The 19,787-nt window shown below is 70.3% G+C and carries 17 protein-coding genes; 5 read left to right on the top strand and 12 right to left on the bottom strand.

Going from position 1 to position 19,787, the window contains the following annotated elements; all coding sequences use genetic code 11:
* Positions 1-173 precede the first annotated feature (173 nt).
* Positions 174-1,304 carry a sugar ABC transporter substrate-binding protein gene (locus ACWGJM_RS18320; protein WP_453412700.1) on the top strand — a complete coding sequence of 377 codons (1,131 nt, stop codon included), beginning with the start codon at positions 174-176 and terminating at the stop codon, positions 1,302-1,304.
* Positions 1,305-1,333: 29 nt separating this feature from the next.
* On the opposite strand, the gene ACWGJM_RS18315 is transcribed toward ACWGJM_RS18320, so the two are convergent.
* Together ACWGJM_RS18315 and ACWGJM_RS18310 are read right to left on the bottom strand one after the other, a co-directional pair.
* Complete coding sequence (locus tag ACWGJM_RS18315; RefSeq protein ID WP_453412699.1) at positions 1,334-3,136, bottom strand: bifunctional metallophosphatase/5'-nucleotidase; 1,803 nt, start codon at positions 3,134-3,136, stop codon at positions 1,334-1,336.
* A 159-nt stretch (positions 3,137-3,295) separates the two neighbouring features.
* Positions 3,296-4,579, bottom strand: coding sequence for an adenylosuccinate synthase (locus tag ACWGJM_RS18310; protein ID WP_453412698.1), 1,284 nt, complete (start codon positions 4,577-4,579; stop codon positions 3,296-3,298).
* 197 nt (positions 4,580-4,776) lie between these two features.
* On the opposite strand from ACWGJM_RS18310, the gene ACWGJM_RS18305 reads away from it, so the two are divergent.
* Positions 4,777-5,625 carry a diacylglycerol kinase gene (locus ACWGJM_RS18305; RefSeq protein WP_453412697.1) on the top strand — a complete coding sequence of 283 codons (849 nt, stop codon included), beginning with the start codon at positions 4,777-4,779 and terminating at the stop codon, positions 5,623-5,625.
* Here the strand turns inward: ACWGJM_RS18305 and ACWGJM_RS18300 are convergent.
* A complete protein-coding gene (locus ACWGJM_RS18300) occupies positions 5,617-6,219 on the bottom strand; it encodes a Uma2 family endonuclease (protein ID WP_453412696.1) in 603 nt (200 codons plus the stop codon). The genes ACWGJM_RS18305 and ACWGJM_RS18300 overlap by 9 nt on opposite strands.
* A gap of 201 nt (positions 6,220-6,420) precedes the next feature.
* On the opposite strand from ACWGJM_RS18300, the gene ACWGJM_RS18295 reads away from it, so the two are divergent.
* A complete protein-coding gene (locus ACWGJM_RS18295; protein ID WP_453412695.1) occupies positions 6,421-7,932 on the top strand; it encodes an APC family permease in 1,512 nt (503 codons plus the stop codon).
* 170 nt (positions 7,933-8,102) lie between these two features.
* Here the strand turns inward: ACWGJM_RS18295 and ACWGJM_RS18290 are convergent, their stop codons facing one another.
* On the bottom strand, positions 8,103-9,323 hold the full coding sequence (locus ACWGJM_RS18290) for a cytochrome P450 (protein ID WP_453412694.1): 1,221 nt from the start codon (positions 9,321-9,323) through the stop codon (positions 8,103-8,105).
* Between the two features lie 1,112 nt (positions 9,324-10,435).
* Positions 10,436-10,843, bottom strand: a complete 408-nt coding sequence (locus ACWGJM_RS18285) for an ATP-binding protein (RefSeq protein ID WP_453412693.1) — start codon at positions 10,841-10,843, stop codon at positions 10,436-10,438.
* A 232-nt stretch (positions 10,844-11,075) separates the two neighbouring features.
* On the opposite strand from ACWGJM_RS18285, the gene ACWGJM_RS18280 reads away from it, so the two are divergent.
* Positions 11,076-11,927 carry a helix-turn-helix domain-containing protein gene (locus tag ACWGJM_RS18280; RefSeq protein ID WP_453412692.1) on the top strand — a complete coding sequence of 284 codons (852 nt, stop codon included), beginning with the start codon at positions 11,076-11,078 and terminating at the stop codon, positions 11,925-11,927.
* An 8-nt stretch (positions 11,928-11,935) separates the two neighbouring features.
* Positions 11,936-12,136 carry a DUF397 domain-containing protein gene (locus ACWGJM_RS18275; RefSeq protein ID WP_453412691.1) on the top strand — a complete coding sequence of 67 codons (201 nt, stop codon included), beginning with the start codon at positions 11,936-11,938 and terminating at the stop codon, positions 12,134-12,136.
* Here the strand turns inward: ACWGJM_RS18275 and ACWGJM_RS18270 are convergent.
* The 7 genes from ACWGJM_RS18270 to ACWGJM_RS18240 form a co-directional block, all read right to left on the bottom strand.
* Positions 12,123-12,788: a response regulator gene (locus tag ACWGJM_RS18270; protein WP_453412690.1), complete on the bottom strand. Its 666-nt coding sequence runs from the start codon at positions 12,786-12,788 to the stop codon at positions 12,123-12,125. The genes ACWGJM_RS18275 and ACWGJM_RS18270 overlap by 14 nt on opposite strands.
* Positions 12,789-12,807: 19 nt before the next feature.
* Positions 12,808-14,154 carry a sensor histidine kinase gene (locus tag ACWGJM_RS18265; RefSeq protein ID WP_453412689.1) on the bottom strand — a complete coding sequence of 449 codons (1,347 nt, stop codon included), beginning with the start codon at positions 14,152-14,154 and terminating at the stop codon, positions 12,808-12,810.
* Positions 14,155-14,253: 99 nt separating this feature from the next.
* Positions 14,254-14,928 carry a response regulator gene (locus ACWGJM_RS18260; protein WP_453412688.1) on the bottom strand — a complete coding sequence of 225 codons (675 nt, stop codon included), beginning with the start codon at positions 14,926-14,928 and terminating at the stop codon, positions 14,254-14,256.
* The gene (locus ACWGJM_RS18255) at positions 14,925-16,301 is read right to left on the bottom strand and encodes a sensor histidine kinase (RefSeq protein ID WP_453412687.1); all 1,377 of its coding nucleotides are present in this window, start codon (positions 16,299-16,301) and stop codon (positions 14,925-14,927) included. Before ACWGJM_RS18255 ends, ACWGJM_RS18260 begins: the two co-directional genes overlap by 4 nt.
* Before the next feature lie 10 nt (positions 16,302-16,311).
* A complete protein-coding gene (locus tag ACWGJM_RS18250; protein ID WP_453412686.1) occupies positions 16,312-17,529 on the bottom strand; it encodes an acyltransferase family protein in 1,218 nt (405 codons plus the stop codon).
* The gene (locus ACWGJM_RS18245) at positions 17,522-18,523 is read right to left on the bottom strand and encodes an alpha/beta hydrolase (RefSeq protein WP_453412685.1); all 1,002 of its coding nucleotides are present in this window, start codon (positions 18,521-18,523) and stop codon (positions 17,522-17,524) included. The genes ACWGJM_RS18250 and ACWGJM_RS18245 overlap by 8 nt, the downstream gene beginning before the upstream one ends.
* Before the next feature lie 201 nt (positions 18,524-18,724).
* Positions 18,725-19,609: an alpha/beta hydrolase gene (locus tag ACWGJM_RS18240; RefSeq protein ID WP_453412684.1), complete on the bottom strand. Its 885-nt coding sequence runs from the start codon at positions 19,607-19,609 to the stop codon at positions 18,725-18,727.
* Between the last annotated feature and the right edge of the window lie 178 nt (positions 19,610-19,787).

The following is a 19,787-nucleotide window of genomic DNA, read 5'->3' as shown; positions in this document are numbered from 1 at the left end:
CGTTCTACGCTGACCTGCGGCGATCGGCACCCGGCGACGGAATTGAGTGACGGCGCGCACGGGACATCCTCGCCTTATTGTCCTTACGTCTTGACGTCGCCTGGTCCCTCTGCGTTTCCTTCCTTGCACATCATCGGTTCACGCATGATGCTCCCCCCGGGAAGGCACCTGTTGTGTCCAGCACCTGTAGGGCCCCTGTACGCCGTATCGCCACAGCCCTGACCGCCTCCGCCTCGGCCCTCACGCTCGCCGCGTGCGGTGCCGTCGACAGCATCGGCGGGAGCGACAGCACCGCAACGCCCAAGAAGGGCGACGACATCACGGTGGGGCTGCTCCTGCCCGACAAGGACACGGCCCGTTTCGAGGCCTTCGACCACCCCATCTTCAAGAAGGAAGTCGCCTCCCTCACACACGGCAAGGGCAAGGTCGACTATGCCAACGCCGAGGCGAGCCAGGACAAACAGAGTCGGCAGTTCCAGGAGATGGTGTCCAGGAAGGTCGACATCATCGTGGTGGACGCGCTGGACTCCAAGGCCATCGCGCCGGACATCCAGAAGGCGAAGGACGCCGGCATCCCCGTCATCGCCTACGACCGGCTCGCACAGGGCCCGATCGACGCGTACGTCTCGCACGACAACGAACTCGTCGGCGAGGTCCAGGGCCGCGCCATCGTCGAAGCCCTCGGCACCAAGGCGGCGACCAGCAAGGTCGTCATGATGAACGGCGACCCCGCGGACCCGAACACCGGGAAGTTCAAGGAAGGCGCCCTCAGCGAGCTCAAGGACAAGGTCCGGATCGCCAAGGTGTACGACACGGACAAGTGGTCGCCGGACGTCGCCAAGGCAAACATGGAGAAGGCGATCCAGGCCATCGGCCTCAGCGACATCGCCGCCGTCTACTCGGCCAACGACGGTATGGCGGGCGCCGTGATCGAGGCGCTGAAGGAGGCGGGCGCCACCAAGCTCCCGCCGGTGACCGGGCAGGACGCGAACCTGGACGCGGTGCAGCGGGTCATCTCCGGCGAGCAGTACATGACGGTGTACAAGTCGTTCCTGGACGAGGCCACCAACGCCGCGGAGATGGCGGTGTACAAGGTGCAGGGCCGCGACATCCAGTTCGACGCGCTGACCCGGGACACGGCGAACAGCCCGACCAACAAGAAGATCCCCGCCGCGCTGGTGCCGGTGGTCTCCCTCACGAGGAACAACATCAAGGACACGGTGATCGCGGACGGCGTCTACACCGTCAAGCAGCTCTGCGCCCAGAAGTACGCGTCGGACTGCGCCGCGATCGGCCTGAAGTAGCCGCCGCGCCCCACCCACCGTCCGGTCGTCTAGAACACCGGCGTACCGTCCTGCGTCAGCTTCCAGTTGACGGTGGCGAAGTCTGCGGGGTTCAGGCTGCCCTTGGCCAGCAGGTAATCGATCATCAGCTGGCGGATCTCGTTCGTGGAGCTGTAGGCGATCTCCGCGGACGCGATGTGCGGGTACCCCGAACCGCCGTTGGCCCGGTAGTTGTTGACGGCGACGACGAAGACCTGGTCGTCGGCGACCGGCGTGCCGCCGTACGTCAGGTTCTTGATCCGCGAGCCCTCCGCCTGCGCGATGTCGATCTCGTAGTCGACGCCCGCCGCGGTGTCGTACATGTAGTCCCAGAAGCTGTTGGCACCTGTGAGGGTGGCGGTGTCCACCGCCGTGCCCGACGGGACCTGGTGGTAGTACTTCGCCGCGTACTCCAGGTAGTCCTTCAGCTGGGCGCCGGTGAGCTTCTTGCCGTACAGGGTGTTGTCGTAGATGTAGAGCCCGGCGATGTCCTTGATGGTCACGTTCCCGGCGGGGATCTCCGCCGTGCGGCTGAAGGGCGCGGCGACCGAGATCAGCGGGAGGGCCGCGTCCGCCGTGGACAGGCCCGCCTTCACCGTGTCCGCCTGCACCTTGTGGATGAAGTCCATGATGGGCACGTCCTTCCAGCAGGACTCCGCCGCCGAGAGGTCCTCGGTACACGTGCCCACCGCCGTGTTGACGTACTTCACGACCAGCTCGTGGTCGGCCGCCAGGAGCTTCTTGATCTCCGGGTCCTCGTCCACCGTGTTGGGGTTGAGGGTCTGCGCCTTCTTGCTCGTCACCTTCCACTGGCCGTGGTGCAGTTCGAGTTCGAAGTCGAAGACGCTGAGGCGGTAGCCCCAGCAGTAGGGCTCGGAGAGGAGGACGTCCTCGCCGGTCTGCTCGTTCTTCACCGTGTAGGACGGGACCTCGACGTGGGTGTGGCCCACCAGGATCGCGTCGATGCCCGGGACCTGCTCGGCCACGAGGTTCGACGCGTTCTCGACGTACGGCAGTTCGTCACCGTACGACGAGGAGCCGTCGAGGCCGGAGTGGTCGGTGAGGAAGACGACGTCGCAGCCCAGCGCCCGCAGCCGGGGCACGTACTTCTTCGCCTGCTCCACCAGCCCGGGGAACACCATCTTCCCGCTGACGTTGTCCTTGTCCCAGATCGCGATGCCCGGGTTGGTGAGGCCGAGGATGCCGACCTTGATGTCGGGGGCGCCGGGGACGCGGATCTTCTTCACGGTGTACGGGGCGAACGCCGGGCGCAGGGTCTTCGCGTCCAGCGCGTTCGCGCCGAGCAGCGGGAAGCGGCACTGCTTCTCGAACTTGCGCAGCACGTCGATGCCGTAGTTGAACTCGTGGTTGCCGAGCGCGGCGGCGTCGTAGCGCATGTGGTTCATGGCGACGGCCATCGGGTGCTTGACGCCGTCGGTGATGGGGTCCACGCGCGCGAAGTAGTAGGCGAGGGAGGTGCCCTGGATGATGTCGCCGGCGTCGACCAGGAGGACGTGGTCCTCCCCCTTCGCCTCCCGCTGCTGCTTGACGAGGGTGGCGACCCGGGCCACGCCCACGGAGTTGCCGGCCTTGTCGCTGTAGGCCGCGTCCTTGTAGTAGTCCCAGTCGAAGACGTGGCTGTGCAGGTCGGTGGTGCCCAGGATGGAGAACGTCCAGGTGCGGGGCTTGCAGTCGGGCTTGTGCCCGGCGGCCTCGGCGGTGCCGGTGCCGACCGCTCCCGCGACGGCCACCGCCGCACCTGTGACGGCCGACTTCTGCACGAACTCACGACGGTTCATGGGACTGACGGGCATTCGGGGCTCCTGGGACTGGAGAGAGGAGGAAGGCAGGAAGGCAACTACCCGCGTAGATGCTTGCCCTCGGCCACTTCCGCGCGGAACCACGAACAACCCAAGGGCCGGTCAAGGATGTTCATGTCCATGACCGGCCCAGCGGGAGGTGCGGCTCGTGACCTACAGGAACGAGTTGATCTCGATCGTCTCGTCACGGCCCGGGCCCACGCCGATCGCCGAGATCGGGGCGCCGGACATCTCCTCCAGCGCCTTGACGTAGTTCTGGGCGTTCTTCGGCAGGTCGGAGAAGGACTTCGCCTTGGTGATGTCCTCGGACCAGCCCGGCAGGGTCTCGTAGACCGGCTTGGCGTGGTGGAAGTCGGTCTGCGAGTACGGCAGTTCCTCCACCCGCCTGCCGTCGATCTCGTAGGCCACGCAGACGGGGATCTGCTCCCAGCCGGTCAGCACGTCCAGCTTGGTGAGGAAGAAGTCGGTCAGGCCGTTCACGCGGGTCGCGTAGCGGGCGATGACCGCGTCGAACCAGCCGCAGCGCCGGTCACGGCCCGTGGTCACGCCCCGCTCACCGCCGATGCGGCGCAGCGCCTCGCCGTCCTCGTCGAACAGCTCGGTCGGGAAGGGACCGGCGCCGACGCGGGTGGTGTACGCCTTCAGGATGCCGATGACCCGGCTGATCTTCGTCGGGCCGACACCGGCGCCGGTGCAGGCGCCGCCGGCGGTGGGGTTGCTGGAGGTGACGAACGGATACGTGCCGTGGTCGATGTCCAGCAGCGTGCCCTGGCCGCCCTCGAAGAGGACGACCTTGTTCTCCTCCAGGGCCTGGTTCAGGACCAGCACCGTGTCGGCGACGAACGGCGCGAGCTTGTCGGCGTAGTCCAGCAGCTCCTCGACCACCTGGCCGACGGCGATCGCGCGGCGGTTGTAGAGCTTGGTGAGGACCTGGTTCTTGACGTCGAGGGCCGCCTCGACCTTCTGGGTCAGGATCGACTCGTCGTACAGGTCCTGCACGCGGATGCCCACACGGTTGATCTTGTCGGCGTACGTCGGACCGATCCCGCGTCCGGTGGTCCCGATCTTCCGCTTGCCGAGGAAGCGCTCCGTCACCTTGTCGACGGTGACGTTGTACGGCGTGATGATGTGCGCGTTACCGCTGATGAGGAGCTTGGACGTGTCGACGCCTCGCTCGTTCAGACCGCTCAGCTCGGAGAGCAGGACCGACGGGTCGACGACGACGCCGTTACCGATGACCGGCGTACAACCGGGCGAGAGGATTCCGGAAGGGAGAAGGTGGAGTGCATACTTCTGGTCGCCGACGACCACCGTGTGGCCGGCGTTGTTGCCGCCCTGGTAACGCACCACATAATCCACCGAGCCACCGAGCAAGTCGGTCGCCTTTCCCTTGCCTTCGTCACCCCACTGAGCACCGAGCAGCACAAGTGCGGGCACGCGCGTACACCCCTTCCGGGCGGGGCATGTCCAAGGTCAGGGGCGCACGCGTAGGCTTCACCGCCGCGTACCACCGCGACCGTCGTTGGTCGCACAACCGTCGGACCGGATGCCCCGGAATAGACGAAGCCCCTGGCGCAATAGCGCAAGGGGCTCTTGCACAAAGATGCTACCCGAGGAAGCGAGGCAGGACCGAGGTGGCGACTTTCGCGACGTCCGATCAGCTGCTGGTGATCATCGATCCCCTCGCCCGACGGACGGACGGGGAGGCGGTGCGGATCGCGAAAGACGTGCTCAGCGCGGGTGCGGCCACAAAGGTGTGCCTGCCGGACGACCCCGAGGAATTCGCCCGGGCGCTCACCCGGCGGGGCTCGCGGCGGCCGGTGGTCGTGGGCGACGACCGGGCGCTGGTCCGGGCGGTGACCGTGCTGCACCGGCAGCGGGAGCTGGCCGGATGCCTGCTGTCGATGGTGCCCGTCGGGGGCTCCCTCGCCCTGGCGGAGGCACTGGGCGTGCCGACAGGGGCCGTGGCGGCGGCGCGGGCGGTGCTGGACGGTACCGAGCGCAGGATGGACCTGCTCGTCGACGACAGCGACGGGGTGGTGCTGGGCGCGCTGCGCATCCCGCCGGTTCCCGTACGGGAGGCCGAGGCGGTGGGGGCGGTGGCGTCGGCTGACGGACGTCCGTGGCTGCGTACGCGGTACCGGTCGCTCGTACGGACCCTGGCCATCCGCCCCACCACGACCGTCCCCGGCCCCGGCCCGTCCCGGCTGCGGGTGGAGGTCGACGGGGAGACGGTCATCGGCCTGGAGCAGCCGGTGGAGGCGGTGTCGGTGACCGCGGGCGCCTCCGGTGTGGCCGACGTGGAGGTGCGTCCGGTGTCGGTGGGCGCGGAGGCGTCACCCCTGCTGGCGTCCGGCCGGACGGTGACCGTGACCGGCGCTGACTTCCGCTACCGGGCGGACGCGGGGGTGTCCGGGCCGGTACGCCGGCGAACGTGGCGGGTGGTGGAGGGGGCCTGGGGACTCACGGTGCCTTCAGCGTGAGCCGGGGGGCTGGAAGCCGGTGGTGTCGAGGGGGCAGTCGAAGGGTTCCGGGATGTGGAGCTTCTCGCCGAAAGGCTTGCTGAAGCGGACTTCATACCCCTTGGCGGAGGGGGACCCGAAGACGATGGCCTGCTTCTCCTGCATGTCGAGGACCAGGTAGACGGGGACACCGGCTTTGCCGTACGCGTCGACCTTGTCGGTCAGGTCGTCGTCCCTGGTGGAGCTTGAGGTCAGTTCGGCTACGAAGGAGAGACCCTCTCCATCGAGGCATTTGGTCTCCTCTTCGTACGTCTGCGCATGCGCAGCGTGAATGTCCGGCCCGTACGCGCGCTCGATCCCAGGGAAGACGAACAGCTGGGGGTTCCGGTCGATGATGTGGTCATCGGGGAGATACGGCTCGAGTTGGCTGCACACCGACCTCATGACCCGGGTGTAATAGCCCAGCGACCACGGCGACACGACGATGCTTCCCCTGATGATCTCGGCCTTGTAGCCGTCGGGCACGTTCAGCTCGTCGAGGAGGTCCAGGAGCTCCTCAAAGCTGCTACGGGGTTCGGGGTCGTTTATCACCGGTCGCTCTGCCATCAACGTCATGATGCGCCCTCCCTCGCATGCAGACCAGCCGCCACAGAGCGTAGCCGAACGATCACATATCAGGATGTGATCATGCTAGCCACGCCCGCCCAAAGGTCTGGTGACGAATATTTAACCGGGCCGACCCCTTGAGCACCCCCTCCGCCGTCCACCATGCTGCTCCATCAAGACCCACGCGGCACAGGCGGAAGGGGCCACCCGATGGCAGTGGACGAGGGCGTCGCCCCGGCGGCGGGAACGGCGGGCGAAGAGGCGGTTCACCGGCTCAAGCCCAACGCAGTGGGCCTGCTGGGCGTGGTCTTCATGGCGGTCGCGACCGCCGCGCCGATCACGGCGATGACGGGCAACGTGCCCTTCATGGTGTCGTCGGGCAACGGCATCGGCGCTCCCGCGAGCTATCTCGTCGCAATGGTCGTTCTGGCAATCTTTTCCGTCGGCTTCACGTCGATGGCGAAACACATCACCTCGACCGGCGCGTTCTACGGCTTCATCTCCTACGGCCTCGGCCGCACCGCCGGACTGGCCTCCGGACTGCTGGCGACCTTCGCGTACGTCGTCTTCGAGCCCGCCCTGATCGGCATCTTCTCCACCTTCGCCACCACCACCCTCCAGGACCAGACGGGACTCGACGTGCCGTGGTGGGCGTTCGCGATCCTGATGCTGGCGATCAACGCCATGGGCACCTGGTTCGGTGTCAGCGTCGCGGAAAAGCTGCTCGTCGTGCTGCTCGCCACCGAGATCACCGTGCTGGCGGCGATGGCGGTGTCCGTCGCCCTCCACGGCGGCGGCCCGCACGGCTTCACCCTCGCCCCGGTCAACCCGGTCAACGCCTTCAAGGGCACCAGCGCCGGCCTCGGCCTGTTCTTCGCCTTCTGGTCGTGGGTCGGCTTCGAGTCGACGGCGATGTACGGCGAGGAGTCCCGCGACCCGAAGAAGATCATCCCCAGGGCGACCATGATCAGCGTCCTCGGCGTCGGCGTCTTCTACGTCCTCGTCTCCTGGATGGCCATCACCGGCAGCGGCGAGGCCGAGGCCGTGCGGGCCGCCTCCTCCGCGAACCCGCTGGCGCTGTTCTTCGGCCCCACCGAGCGGTACGTCGGCCACTGGGCGGTCGACGTCATGCAATGGCTGATGATCACCGGCTCGCTGGCCTGCGGCATGGCCTTCCACAACTGCGCCGCCCGCTACCTGTACGCGCTCGGCCGCGAGGGCGTCCTGCCCGCGCTGAAGAACACCATCGGCCGCACCCACGCCCGGCACGGCTCCCCGCACATCGCCGGCCTGGTGCAGACGGTGGTGAGCGCGGTGCTGATCGGCGCGTTCTGGGTCGCGGGCAAGGACCCGTACAACGCCCTCTACGTCCTGCTGGCCATCCTCGGCACGATGGCGATCCTGATCGTGCAGGCGGTGTGCTCGTTCGCGGTGCTGGTGTACTTCCGCTCGCACCACCCCGAGAGCCGGCACTGGTTCCGGACCTTCACCGCGCCGTTGATCGGCGGCGTCGCGATGCTCGCGGTGGTCGTGCTGCTGGTGTCCAACATGAGCGTCGCGGCCGGCCCGGAGTCCGGCTCGCTGGTGCTGAAGGCGACGCCGTGGCTGGTTGCGCTGGTCGCGGCCACGGGTGTCGGATACGCGCAGTATCTGAAGCGGCGCTCGCCCGAACGGTACGCGCTGCTGGGGCGGACGGTGCTGGAGGAGACCAAGGAGCGCTGACGGAGTGGGAGTCGGTGGCGGTTCTCGCGGGGCCGGCGGTGGTGCTGGTGGCCGGTGGGCCGGCGGGACTACGGCGGGACTACGGCGGAGGGACTTGACCGGCTGACGGTGGCCGCCGGTCAATCGACGTACTGCTTGACTTCTCGTCCGGTGATCAGCCGAACGGCTGATCACCCCACCTCCACGCTCAGCCCCTCCAGCCCCCGGATCACGAAGTTCGGCTTCCGCTTCGGCTCCGCCGCCGGCCGCAGCGTCGGGGCCTTCTCCAGCAGGGCCGTCATCGAGGCGGCGAGCTCGATACGGGCAAGAGGCGCGCCGATGCAGTAGTGGATGCCCGCGCTGAAGGAGATGTGCGGGTTGTCCTTGCGGGTGAGGTCCAGCCGCTCGGGGTCCGCGAAGACCGCCGGGTCGTGGTTGGCCGAGCCGAAGAGCATGGCGATCTCGGCGCCCCTCGGGATCACCGTGCCGTCGATCTCGATCTCGTCCAGCACCCAGCGCTCGAAGAGCTGGAGCGGAGTGTCGTAGCGCATCAGCTCCTCGATCGCGGACGGGATCAGGGAGTGGTCCGCGCGCAGGGCCGCCAGCTGGTCGGGGTTGCGGAACAGGGCCCACCAGCCGTTCACGGTGGCGTTGACCGTGGCCTCGTGTCCCGCGTTGAGGAGGAGGACGGCGGTGGAGATCATCTCCTGCTCGGTCAGCCGGTCGCCCTCGTCGTGCGCCGCGATCAGGCCGGAGATGAGGTCGTCGCCCGGCTCCTTGCGGCGGGCCGCGATCAGCTCCCGGAGGTAGTCGGAGAACTCGACCGACGCCCGCACGGCCTTCGCCGCCGTCTCCTCCGACGGGTTCAGCTCGTACATCCCGCAGATGTCCGCCGACCAGGGCCTCAGCGGGGCCCGGTCGGACTCGGGGATGCCCAGCATCTCGGCGATCACCGCGACCGGCAGCGGCTCGGCCACGTCGGTCAGCAGATCACCGCCGCCCGCGTCGACCAGTTTGGATACCAGGTCCCGCGCCAGCCCCTGCACGTAGGGCTTGAGCTGCTCCACCGTGCGCGGCGTGAACGCCTTCGACACCAGCCGCCGGATCCGGGTGTGGTCCGGCGGCTCGAGGTCGAGCATGCCGTGGTCGTTGAGGACGTGGAACGGCTCGTGCTCCGGCGGGGGCGCGGTGCGGCCGAACTCGGCGTGCGTGAACCGGTGCTGATACGTCCGCCCCAACCGCCGGTCCCGCAACAGCGCCGAGACGTCCGCGTGGTGCGGCACGAGCCACTGGTCGGTAGGCTCGTAGCGGATCACGCGCCCCCTCTCCCGCAGCTCGGCGTAAGCCGGGTACGGGTCGGACACGAACGCCGGGTTCCAGGGGTCGAACGCGAGACCGTCAGCAACTGCCATGCCCGGACGCTAGCCCGTCGACCATGCTGCTGACCAGGGGGTTGGGGGGCGGGGCGGGGTTTGGGGCGGGTGAGCTTGCCGCCGGTTGGGGGTTGCCGTGGGGCCGCCCGCTTCTTTTGCAGTGTCGTGCCTCCGCGACCCGAGTAAAGGGCGCTACGCGTCGCCTGCGGCGATCGGCCTGGCGGCCGACCCTTGACTCGGCTCGCTCCAGCACGGGGAAGAAGCGAGCGGGCAGCCCGGGGAAAGCGGGGGCCCGGGTGGGCATCCCTTACGTGGGCGGGGTAAGGGGCGCGGACGCGCCTCGCCTGCACGCCGGGTGGCTTAGCGGCGATCGGTGAGTGGGGGGTGAGGGCGCGCGTCCGATGGGTGGCGGCACGCCGGGCCGGCTTAGCGGCTTGCGGTGAGTGGGAGGTGGGGGTGCGCGCTGGGCGGGGGCGGCACGCCGGGCCGGCTTAGCGGCTTGCGGCGGGTGGTGGTGGAGGTGGCGGGCTTGGGGTGGGTGACGGGCCGGGGCTGGCGATCCCCGGCCCACGGTCCCGGTCCGCAGCCCTCCGGCATCCACCTCCGTCACACTGGTCTCACCAGTCACAGCCACCCAGTGATTGGCAGATATGTCCCACGGCCGGAGGACAAAACCGCAGGTCGCAGAACCTGGGCGCGGCCCATATCTGTCAATAGTGCCCATCACCCCTCATCGCCGCCCGATTTGGGAGGTCGTCAAGCCGACCGGACACCGCCGCCACCCCCGGCGGCTGCCGCCGCCCCGCCCACCGACCGCAAGCCGCTAAGCCAGCCCGGCGTGCCGCCCCCACCCGGCGCGCACACCACCCACCGATCGCCGCTAAGCCACCCGGCGTGCAGGCGAGGCGCGTCCGCGCCCCCTACCCGCCCGCCGACCCAGCCCACGTAAGGGATGCCCACCCGGGCCCCCGCTTTCCCCGGGCTGCCCGCTCGCTTCTCACCCGTGCTGGAGCGAGCCGAGTCAAGGGTCGGCCGCAAAGCCGATCGCCGCAGGCGACGCGAGAGCGCAGCGCAGCGGAGCGGAAGCGCCCTTTACTCGGATCGCGGAGGCACGACAATGCAAAAGAAGCGGGCGGCCCCACGGCCACCTCTCAAGCCGCGGTCAGTTCGCACCACACCAGCTTGCCCCGGCTTCCGTTTCTGGCCAGCGGCTGCCAACCCCAGAGGTCGGCGCAGGCCCGGACCAGTGCGAGACCTCGCCGTTCCTCGGCCTCGGCCAGCCGCTCCCACGCCTGCGGTGGCTGTGGTGGTGCCGGGTCCCCGTCCCACGCACCGATCCGCAACACTCCCGCCGACCAGTGCACCCGCAGAGCCGCCGGCCCCTTGGCGTGCCGTACCGCGTTCGACACCAACTCCGCCGCCAGCAGCTCCGCCGCGTCGACCAGGCCGATCAGTCCGTGCAGGGTCAGGATCAGGCGAAGGGTGCGGCGACTGACGGTGACCGCACGGACGTCACTCGGGACGTAAAGCCAGTACTCCCACGGCTCGTTTTCAGGCATGCGTCAACACTCCGTTCTGGTGACTGGGGAGGAGAGGCGCGGATCGCGGGTGGTGGCATTGCCGCAGCCGTCATGGCAGGACGGAGCAGTGCGCTTCCGGTACCCGGGGTTCCGCAGCGTGTGCGTCGCGTCACCGACGGTAGGTAATAAATTTCAGTCAGCGCAAGCTGCTCGCGTAATCTGACCCCCGAACGAGTTGCCTCACCAACGCCGTTGAGGAAGGCAGGACGCCGTGCCAGCAAGACGGCACCCCACCGCACGACAGGTACGCCTGGGCGCAGAGCTGCGGAAACTGCGTGAAGCCGCAGGGCTCAAGGCGACCGAGGCAGCTAGCCTGCTCGGCGCCAACTCCGTACAGATGAGCCAGATCGAGGCCGGCATCTCCGGCGTGAGTGAACAGCGGCTACGTCGCCTTGCTGCCAACTACGCCTGTTCGGATGATGAGTTGATCGATGCTCTCGTGGCAATGGCGACCGACCGCACCCGCGGCTGGTGGGAGGAGTACCGCGGCATCCTTCCCGCCGCCTATCTGGACCTCGCCGAACTGGACCATCACGCGAGGTTTCGTCATGACGTGGCGGTCATCCACGTGCCGGGGCTGTTCCAGACGGAGGACTATGCCCGGGCTCTCTTCGCCTACATGAATCCGGAGTTCCCCGCGGAAGAGGTGGAACTCCGGGTAGCTCACAGGATGAAGCGGAGGGTCATCATCGAGGGTCCGGATCCCATCCCGAACGAGGCCGTGATCCATGAGGCCGCGCTCCGCATCAGGGTGGCCGGACGCGTCACCACCCGGGCTCAACTCTCCCGCATCTTGGAGATGTCCGACGCGGACCATGTCACCGTCCGGGTCATCCCCTTCAGCTTGGACGACTTCGCGGGTGCCGGAAGCGCCATGGTGCACCTGGGTGGAGCGGTCCCCCGCCTCGACACCGTCGTACGCGATGCCCCGCACGGCACGGTGTTCCTCGACTCCGAGGCCCAACTGGAGCGTTTCCGGAAGCTCTTCCTTAGGGTGAAGGAAGCGTCGCTCTCTCCAGAGCAGTCACGTGACCTCATCCACCAGTTGACCAAGGAACTGTGAGGAACAGCATGACCACCCGCACGCAGTGGCAGAAGTCGTCCTTCTCTGGTGGCGGCGAGGGCAACGACTGCGTCGAAATCGCCCACCTTCCCACCCACATAGCCGTCCGCGACTCAAAGGCCCCCACCCGCGCGACCCTCTCCTTCCCGAGCGAGGCCTTCACCACCTTCATAGCCGCCCTGAAATCCCCGCCCACTACCCCGGCGTGACCAGCCGCGCCTCATAAGCGAACACCGCCGCCTGGGTGCGGTCCCTGAGGCCCAGTTTCACCAGGATTCGGCTGACGTGGGTCTTGATCGTGGACTCGGCGACCACGAGCAGTTCGGCGATCTCCGCGTTGGACAGGCCCTGGGCGATGAGGACGAGTACCTCCGTCTCGCGTTCCGTCAGGTCTCCGTAGGCGGTGTGGGCCGTGGCCGACAGGCGCGGGGTCTCGGCGAGCCGGGAGAACTCCGTGATCAGCCGCCTGGTGACCGAGGGGGCCAGGAGGGCCTCACCGGAGGCCACCACCCTCACTCCGTCAGCCAGTTGCCGTGCCGAGGCGTCCTTGAGGAGGAAGCCGGAGGCACCGGCGCGCAGGGCCTGGTAGACGTACTCGTCGAGGTCGAAGGTCGTCAACACCAGCACCTTCGCCGTGCCGTCCGCCGCGACGATCTCGCGGGTGGCCTCGATGCCGTTCAGTTCGGGCATGCGGATGTCCATCAGGACGACGTCCGGGGACAGTTCGCGGACGCGGTCCACCGCCTCGCGGCCGTTGACCGCCTCGCCGACGACCTCGATGTCCGGCATGGCGTTGAGGAGCACCGAGAAGCCCTCCCGCACCATCATCTGGTCGTCGGCGATCAATACCCGGATGCTCATGCGGTTCCCTTACACGTACTCATGCGGTTTCCTCGGTCGCCGTGGCGACGGGCAGGAACACCGTCACCTCGTAGCCGCCGTCGCCGGACGGGCCGGCCGTCATCTCGCCGTTCAGCATGGAGACGCGTTCCCGCATGCCGGTGATGCCGTGGCCGGCCCCGGGTGAGGGCTTGATCAGGGACGGGGCGGGCGGCGGGTCGTTCACCACGCGCAGGCCGAGCCCGCCGAGGACGTATCCGACCTCCACGCGGGCGCTCGCGCCGGGAGCGTGCCGCAGGGTGTTGCTCAGGGCCTCCTGGACGATCCGGTACGCCGACAGCTCTACGCCCTGGGGCAGTTCGCGCGCCGCGCCGGTCACCACCTTCTCGACGTCGAGGCCCGCCTCACGCACGTTGGCGAGCAGGGCGTCCAGGTCGGCGAGGGTGGGCTGCGGGGCGTCCGGGACCTCGTAGTCCTCCGCGCGGACGACGCCGAGGACGCGGCGCAGCTCGGTCAGCGCCGCCACCGCGTTCTCCCGGATGGTGGCGAAGGCCCGTTCCAGCTCCGGCGGCGGGTTCTCCACCCGGTAGGGGGCGGCCTCCGCCTGGATGGCGACCACCGACATGTGGTGGGCGACCACGTCGTGCAGCTCACGGGCGATGGTGGTGCGCTCCTCCAGCAGCGTGCGGCGGGAGCGCTCCTGCGCGGTCGCGGTCTGCTGGGCGGTCACCTCCTGCCGGGCGTCGCGGCGTATGTGCCAGATGGTGATGGCCAGCAGGGCCATGGCGGAGATGATCAGCATGGGGGCGCTGGTGGCGCCGTTGTCGTCCCGGCCGAGGAGATACTCGGCGACGAAGGCGTAGACGGCGGTGACCGCCCACATCCAGGCGGCCGTACGCGGCCGGGTGCGTATCGCGACGATGGTGAGCACCAGCAGGTGGGAGATGAAACTGCCGGGCAGCCACGGCCAGTCGAACGTCACGTCGGCCAGGAAGCCGACGAGTGCCGTCGACACGAAGGACAGCCAGAAGGCGCCGACCGGGCGGATCAGGGTGAGCAGGACCGGGATCGCCACGATCAGGCCGCACAGCAGGGCCGACAGGCCGCCGCCGTTGTCGCCCGACCAGGCCACCAGCGTCGCCAGCACGGCGCCGGCGGCCACCATCCAGTGCGGGGTCCACAGGGCGTACTGCCGCATGCGGGGCGTGAACCGGCCGGTGATCGGACCGTCGACGCTCATGCTGGGCAGCGGGCGGTAGGCGAAGGCGTCGTGGAACAGGTCCTGCCGCAGGCCCCGCAGGGCGTCCGCGGCGAGCCGGTACTCCGGGCTGCGCGGCCTGGCGCCCGTGCCCGGCGGTGTCGTCTGCGTGTGGGTCGTCTCGGTCACGCTCCAAACGGTAGGCGTGGCAAGGGGGCTGGGGCGTCACCGGGGAGAGGGGTCCTTCGGGGTCCGTCTCAGGTACTACGGGTCTCCCCGTCAGGGGTCTCAGCGGCTCCCGGGGCGGACCAGGCCCGACTCGTAGGCGAACACCGCCGCCTGGGTGCGGTCGCGCAGGCCGAGCTTCACCAGGATGCGGCCGACGTGGGTCTTCACGGTCTGTTCCGCGACGACGAGCCGTTCGGCGATCTCCGCGTTCGACAGGCCCTGGGCGATCAGGGCGAGCACCTCCGTCTCGCGTTCCGTCAGGCCGCCCACACGCTGCTTCAGCGGTGCCCGGCGGCTGCCGTCCAGGCGGGAGAACTCGGCGATCAGACGGCGGGTGATCCCGGGTGCGAGCAGCGCGTCACCGGCGGCCACCACCCGGACCGCCTCGGCGAGCTGGTCCGCGGAGGCGTCCTTGAGCAGGAAGCCGGAGGCGCCGGCGCGCAGGGCCTCGTACACGTACTCGTCCAGGTCGAAGGTGGTGAGGACCAGTACCCGTATGTCCGGGTACTCGGCGGTGATGCGGCCGGTGGCCTCGATGCCGCCCATTTCGGGCATGCGGATGTCCATCAGGACGACGTCCGGGAGCAGTTCGGCGACCTGGCCGATCGCGTCCAGGCCGTCCACCGCCTGGCCGACGACGTCGATGTCGGGCTGGGTGTCGAGCAGCACGGTGAAGCCCTGCCGGACCATCTGCTGGTCGTCGGCGACGAGGACACGGATGGGGCTGCTCGTCATGCGGTGTGGCCCTTCGGGTCGGTCGGGTCGGTCGGGTCGGTGGCGGAGTCCGGGCCGGCGACGAGCGTGGACGTGGGGAGGATCGCGCTCACCCGGTAGCCGCCGTCGGGCAGCGAGTGCGCCGCCAGGGAGCCGTCGAGCATCGCGATCCGCTCCCGCATGCCGAGCAGCCCGTGCCCGGCACCCGGTGACGGCGGTGTCGGCCGGGTCGGCGGCGAGTTGACTATCTCCACGCTCAACTTGAGGAGGGAGTACCGCAGTTCGACGCGGGCGGTGGCGCCGGGAGCGTGCCGCAGTACGTTGCTCAGCGCCTCCTGCACGATCCGGTACGCGGACAGCTCCACGCCCGGTGCCAGCGGTCGCCGCTCGCCCTTGACCTCGAGCGTCACGGTCAGGCCCGCGGCCCGGGTGTTCTCCACGAGCGCGCCGAGCCGGTCCAGGCCGGGCTGCGGGGCGTGCGGGGCGGGGCCGGTGGCTGGCCCGTCGAGGGGGTCGCCCGTCTCGGGGTGCTCCGAGCGCAGCACGCCGAGCACCCGGCGCAGCTCCGTCAGTGCCTCCAGCGCGTTCTCGCGGATGCCCGCGAGGTTCTCCCTGAGCTCCTCGGGCGGGTTCTCCACCAGGTGCGGGGCGACCTGGGCCTGGATGGAGATGACGGACATGTGGTGGGCCACCACGTCGTGCAGCTCGCGCGCGATGCGGCTGCGCTCCTCCAGGAGGGTGCGCCGGGCCCGTTCCTCGGCGGTGAGCGTCGTCTGCCGGCCGAGTTCCGCGCGCGCCTCGCGGCGGCCGCGCAGCGCCATGCCGAGCACCACGACGACCGCCGACAGGACGATCGCGACCACCCCGGTGGGCTGGTAGTTCGCCGCACCCCACAGTCCTTCGAGGACATAGGTGACCAGTACGGTCAGGGCCAGTGCCTCCGCGGACACCCTGGTGCGCACCCGCAGCGCGAGCAACAGCAGCACGAGCAGGTGGGCGATGATCCCGCCCGCGGTCCAGGGCCAGGTGAACTCATCGTTCTGGGCATCCATGGACAGCCGGCCGTGCACCGCGACGGCCCCCACCACCATGGCCGCCATGGACAGCCACCACGCCGGAATCGGCCGCCACAGGGCGAGCACCACCGCGCCGCCCTGCGCGACGGCGATCAGGAGGGCGGCCATGGGGCCCAGCCGCCCGTCGTCCATGAGCTGGCCCGCGTCGCCGAGAGTGATGCCGAACGCGGCGAGGCACAGCACGCCGTGCGGCAGCCGGCGCAGCCATACGGAGGGAGACAGCGGATCCGCCCTGACGGTCCACAGGTCGTCCCGGAGCACCCGCAGCCAGCGCAGGACAGGGCTGCCGAACGCACGTTGGGGCCCCGGTTCCGTCACGGGCCCCACCCTAGGCACGGTGACCGTCCACCGTCGCTCCCCGGCCGGACGGCCGGTGCGCACGGATCACGCGTGAACGGCGGCGGCGGGCGCGGCCGGTCCGCTCGTGGCCGCGGAACGCGGTCCAGCACACGGCGAGAGCCAGGGCGAAGACCGGGAGCCAGGCCAGGCGGGCGGCGACCCAGGTCAGGTCGTCGGGTGGGGTGTGCAGGCCGGTCAGATGGGCCGCGGGGAGGGCGAGGGCCGTGGTGGCCATCATCGCGGTCTGGTGCCAGAGGAAGATCGTCATCGCGGAGAGGTTCACCAGGGCCACCGCCGCCCAGGCGAGAGGCCGGCGCAGCGCCCGGCGCAGCGGCGCCCGCAGCAGCAGGGCCAGCCCGCACTGGGCGAGGCCGAAGGTCACGGCCGCCAGGGTCGGCGGATCCAGGTTGGAGACGGCCGTCCCGGGGACGCCGACCATCGAGGCCGGGTAGCCCGCCCACACGACCAGTCCCGCGGTGGCCGTCGCCCCGCCCGCGAGCAGCACCCAGCCCGCGCGGCGGCTCTCCAGCTCGCCCCGGGTCCAGGCCGCGCCCAGGGTGTAGGGCACCAGCCAGCCCGCCGCCACGTTCACCCAGCCGAGCCAGGGCGGGGCGACGCCGAGGCCGAATCGGAGGAGGTCCACATGGAGGACGACGGCCAGCGGCCACAGGGGGTTGAGCCGGGTCACCAGCGGGGTCGCCGCCGTCAGCACGGCGAACACCAGCAGGAACCACATCGGCGACAGGGCCAGTTTGACCAGGGTGCGGACCGTTTCGTACGGGGCACCGGCGAGGAGCAGGGCGGTCGCCGCCACCGTCCACAGGGCCAGTACGGCGGCCACCGGACGGAACAGCCGGGTCAGCCGGCCGCGCAGCCACTCGGCGTACGACGTCCCCCGGGCGCGAGCGGAGGCGTACCCGCGTGTCGCCACGTGCCCGCCCACCAGGAAGAACACCGCGAGGGTCTGGAAGGCCCAGGAGACGGGCGCCAGCCAGGGCATGTGCTGGAGCGGGCTCGCCGCGTGCAGCGCGCCGTCGTCCACGACGAGGGCGGTGACCAGCCAGTGGCCGAGGACGACGCCGAGGATCGCGAAGGCGCGCAGGGCGTCGGCCGCGCGGTCCCGGGACGCGGGGGTGGCGGCGTCCACCCGGCGGGCGCCCTGCCGTACGCCCCGGGGGAGCGGTGTGCGGAGGGTTCGCTCAGTCATGGGTCACCTCCGAGGTGTCGCCCAGGACGATCCGGGCCAGGTTGGCGAGGGCCGTCGAGCCCGGCGTGAAGTAGCCGCTGTGATCGGCGTCGGCGGCGTCGAAGACCCGGGCGCCGAAGGCCGGGGAGACCGGGTCGGTGCCGAAGCCGATGGTGGTGTCGAACAGATCGGCCCTGACGTGCGGCACCTCCGCCACCCAGTCCTCGCTGCCCCGGGCCGCCCAGACCCGGGCGGGCGTGTGCAGGGCCGCGGCCGAGTCGGCGCCCGTGCCGGGGCTGCCGATCAGGGCGATGTCGTCCACCGCGAGGTGGTCGGCGGCGCGGCCGCAGACCACCGAGCCGTACGAGTGGCAGACCAGGGTGAGGTGGGTGTGCGGGCCGGTGACGCGGCGCAGCTCGCCGACGAAGTCCCTGAGGCGCGGGGCGGCTTGTTCGGCGCGGCCCGTGGTGAGGACGGTCGTGCTGACCGTGCCGGGCGTGCGGTAGCCCAGCCAGGCCACGACCGCGGTACGGGTGCCGGGCGGGGCCTGCCGGGTGAGTTCGCGGTGCAGGGCGGAGGCCGCCGTGTGGAAGCGGGCGTAGGTGTCGAGGGAGGTGTCGGAACCCGGGACCACGACGGCCACCCGGTCGGCGTGAGCGAGGTCGCCGAAGACCTCCGTGGCCAGACCCGCGCCCCGGCCGTCGAAGGCGAGGAGGTGACGGGCCGGGTCGGCGAGCGAGCGGTCCGCCGCGGCGCGCCGACGGTCACCGTGGGCGGCGGCCATCCGGGACGCCTGCGCGGCGTCGGCGCGGTTGGCCGTGTAGGCCTGGCCCAGGGTGGACGGCGTCAGGGGGGCGAGGGCGGCGGGTGCCGGAGCGGGGACCTCGGGGTGGGCGGCGGCGGAGAGCGGGACCACTATGGCGGCGGTGATCGCGGTGGCCAGGAGGGCGCGTACCCATCTGGTGCCCCGGCGCCGTTCTCCGTCCCGCTCGCGTGCCGCCCGTACCAGCTCCATGCCGGCCTCCCCTTCCGGTTCCGCCCGGTCATCGGGCTGGTGTGGAAGGGAAGTTACGGAGCGGGGCTCGTCGTCGGCGTCCCGCCCGAGAGCTGTTCTCGGAGGTAGTTCTCAGGTACTACGGGTATGGCCGGGTGCCGGGTACGTAGCGCGTGGCCGGGTGCCGGGTACGTATGCGCGTGCGTTGTGCGGCGGGCCGCGTCACCATGCCAGCTGGGCGATCTCCTCCGCCACCACCGCGCAGGCGTCCGCCGCCGGGTCGATCAGCGGGAAGTGGCCGACGTCCTCCAGCAGGGTCAGGCCCACCATCTCGCCCGCCTTCGCCGCCGCCTCCGCGTACGCCTCGGCGACCGCCTGCGGAACGACCAGGTCCGTACGGCCCTGGACGAGCGTGGTCGCGATGCCGGTGGGCAGCAGGAGGGCGGGGTCGGCGTACGGCCGACGCTCGGCGAACTTCTCGTCGCCGCCGAGGAGTTGGAGGGCAGCGTTGCCGCAGACCTCCAGTTTCCCGGCGACCGCGAAGTCCGCGATCGGGGCGAGGGCGACCACTCCGCGCAGCGGGGCGGGGCCGTCGGTGCGCCAGGGGGAGTCGGCGGGGACGACGTGGCGGGCCGCCGCCCACAGGGCCAGGTGGCCGCCCGCCGAGTGGCCGGTGAGGACCGTGCGGCGGGGGTCGGCCTGCGGAAGTGCCTCGCGGACGAGGGCGGGGAGCGCGTCGAGCGCCGCGGCCACGTCGTCGAAGGTGTCCGGCCAGCGCCCGGCGACCGGGGTGCCCTCGCCCTGCGCCGGGATCGCGCTGCCGCGCCGGTATTCGACGTTGGCGACGGCGAAGCCCCGGGCGGCCAGGAAGTCGGCGAACGGGGTGATGTGGCGGCGGTCGTAGGGGGCGCGCCAGGCGCCGCCGTGCAGGACGACGACGAGGGGGGCGTTGCCGCCGGGGGCGCTCTCGCCTCGCGGCGCGTAGAAGTCGATCACCTGGTCGGGGTGGTCGCCGTAGGCACGGGTGGCGTCGGGGTCGACGGACGGGTGCGAGAAGGCCGATTCCTCCTCGGCGGCGGCGCGGGATGCTGCGGCGTCGTCCGGCATGCTCCAACCTCTCAGCGGTGTAACGGGTTTGGCGGACCAGGTGGCAGATCGGCCGTTGGCGGGGACGGTATCAGGCCGGTTACGTGCCATGTCACTCTCGGTGAGGATAAACGGTTCTGTAGCGGGTGGGGTTGGGCCGCGGGTGTACGCCCCCGCCGCCCCTACCCTTCCCGTCCCC

The organism is Streptomyces sp. NPDC054834, assembly GCF_053611185.1.
Note: the sequence above shows the minus strand (reverse complement) of the source record. Positions and strands in the feature narration are given on the sequence as shown.

Coding starts and splice junctions, on each gene's coding strand:
- ACWGJM_RS18245 (WP_453412685.1), bottom strand. CDS start 18,523: ATGGAGCTGGTACGGGCGGCACGCGAGCGGGACGGAGAACGGCGCCGG.
- ACWGJM_RS18295 (WP_453412695.1), top strand. CDS start 6,421: ATGGCAGTGGACGAGGGCGTCGCCCCGGCGGCGGGAACGGCGGGCGAA.
- ACWGJM_RS18275 (WP_453412691.1), top strand. CDS start 11,936: ATGACCACCCGCACGCAGTGGCAGAAGTCGTCCTTCTCTGGTGGCGGC.
- ACWGJM_RS18270 (WP_453412690.1), bottom strand. CDS start 12,788: ATGAGCATCCGGGTATTGATCGCCGACGACCAGATGATGGTGCGGGAG.
- ACWGJM_RS18240 (WP_453412684.1), bottom strand. CDS start 19,609: ATGCCGGACGACGCCGCAGCATCCCGCGCCGCCGCCGAGGAGGAATCG.
- ACWGJM_RS18260 (WP_453412688.1), bottom strand. CDS start 14,928: ATGACGAGCAGCCCCATCCGTGTCCTCGTCGCCGACGACCAGCAGATG.
- ACWGJM_RS18315 (WP_453412699.1), bottom strand. CDS start 3,136: ATGCCCGTCAGTCCCATGAACCGTCGTGAGTTCGTGCAGAAGTCGGCC.
- ACWGJM_RS18250 (WP_453412686.1), bottom strand. CDS start 17,529: ATGACTGAGCGAACCCTCCGCACACCGCTCCCCCGGGGCGTACGGCAG.
- ACWGJM_RS18300 (WP_453412696.1), bottom strand. CDS start 6,219: ATGACGTTGATGGCAGAGCGACCGGTGATAAACGACCCCGAACCCCGT.
- ACWGJM_RS18290 (WP_453412694.1), bottom strand. CDS start 9,323: ATGGCAGTTGCTGACGGTCTCGCGTTCGACCCCTGGAACCCGGCGTTC.
- ACWGJM_RS18285 (WP_453412693.1), bottom strand. CDS start 10,843: ATGCCTGAAAACGAGCCGTGGGAGTACTGGCTTTACGTCCCGAGTGAC.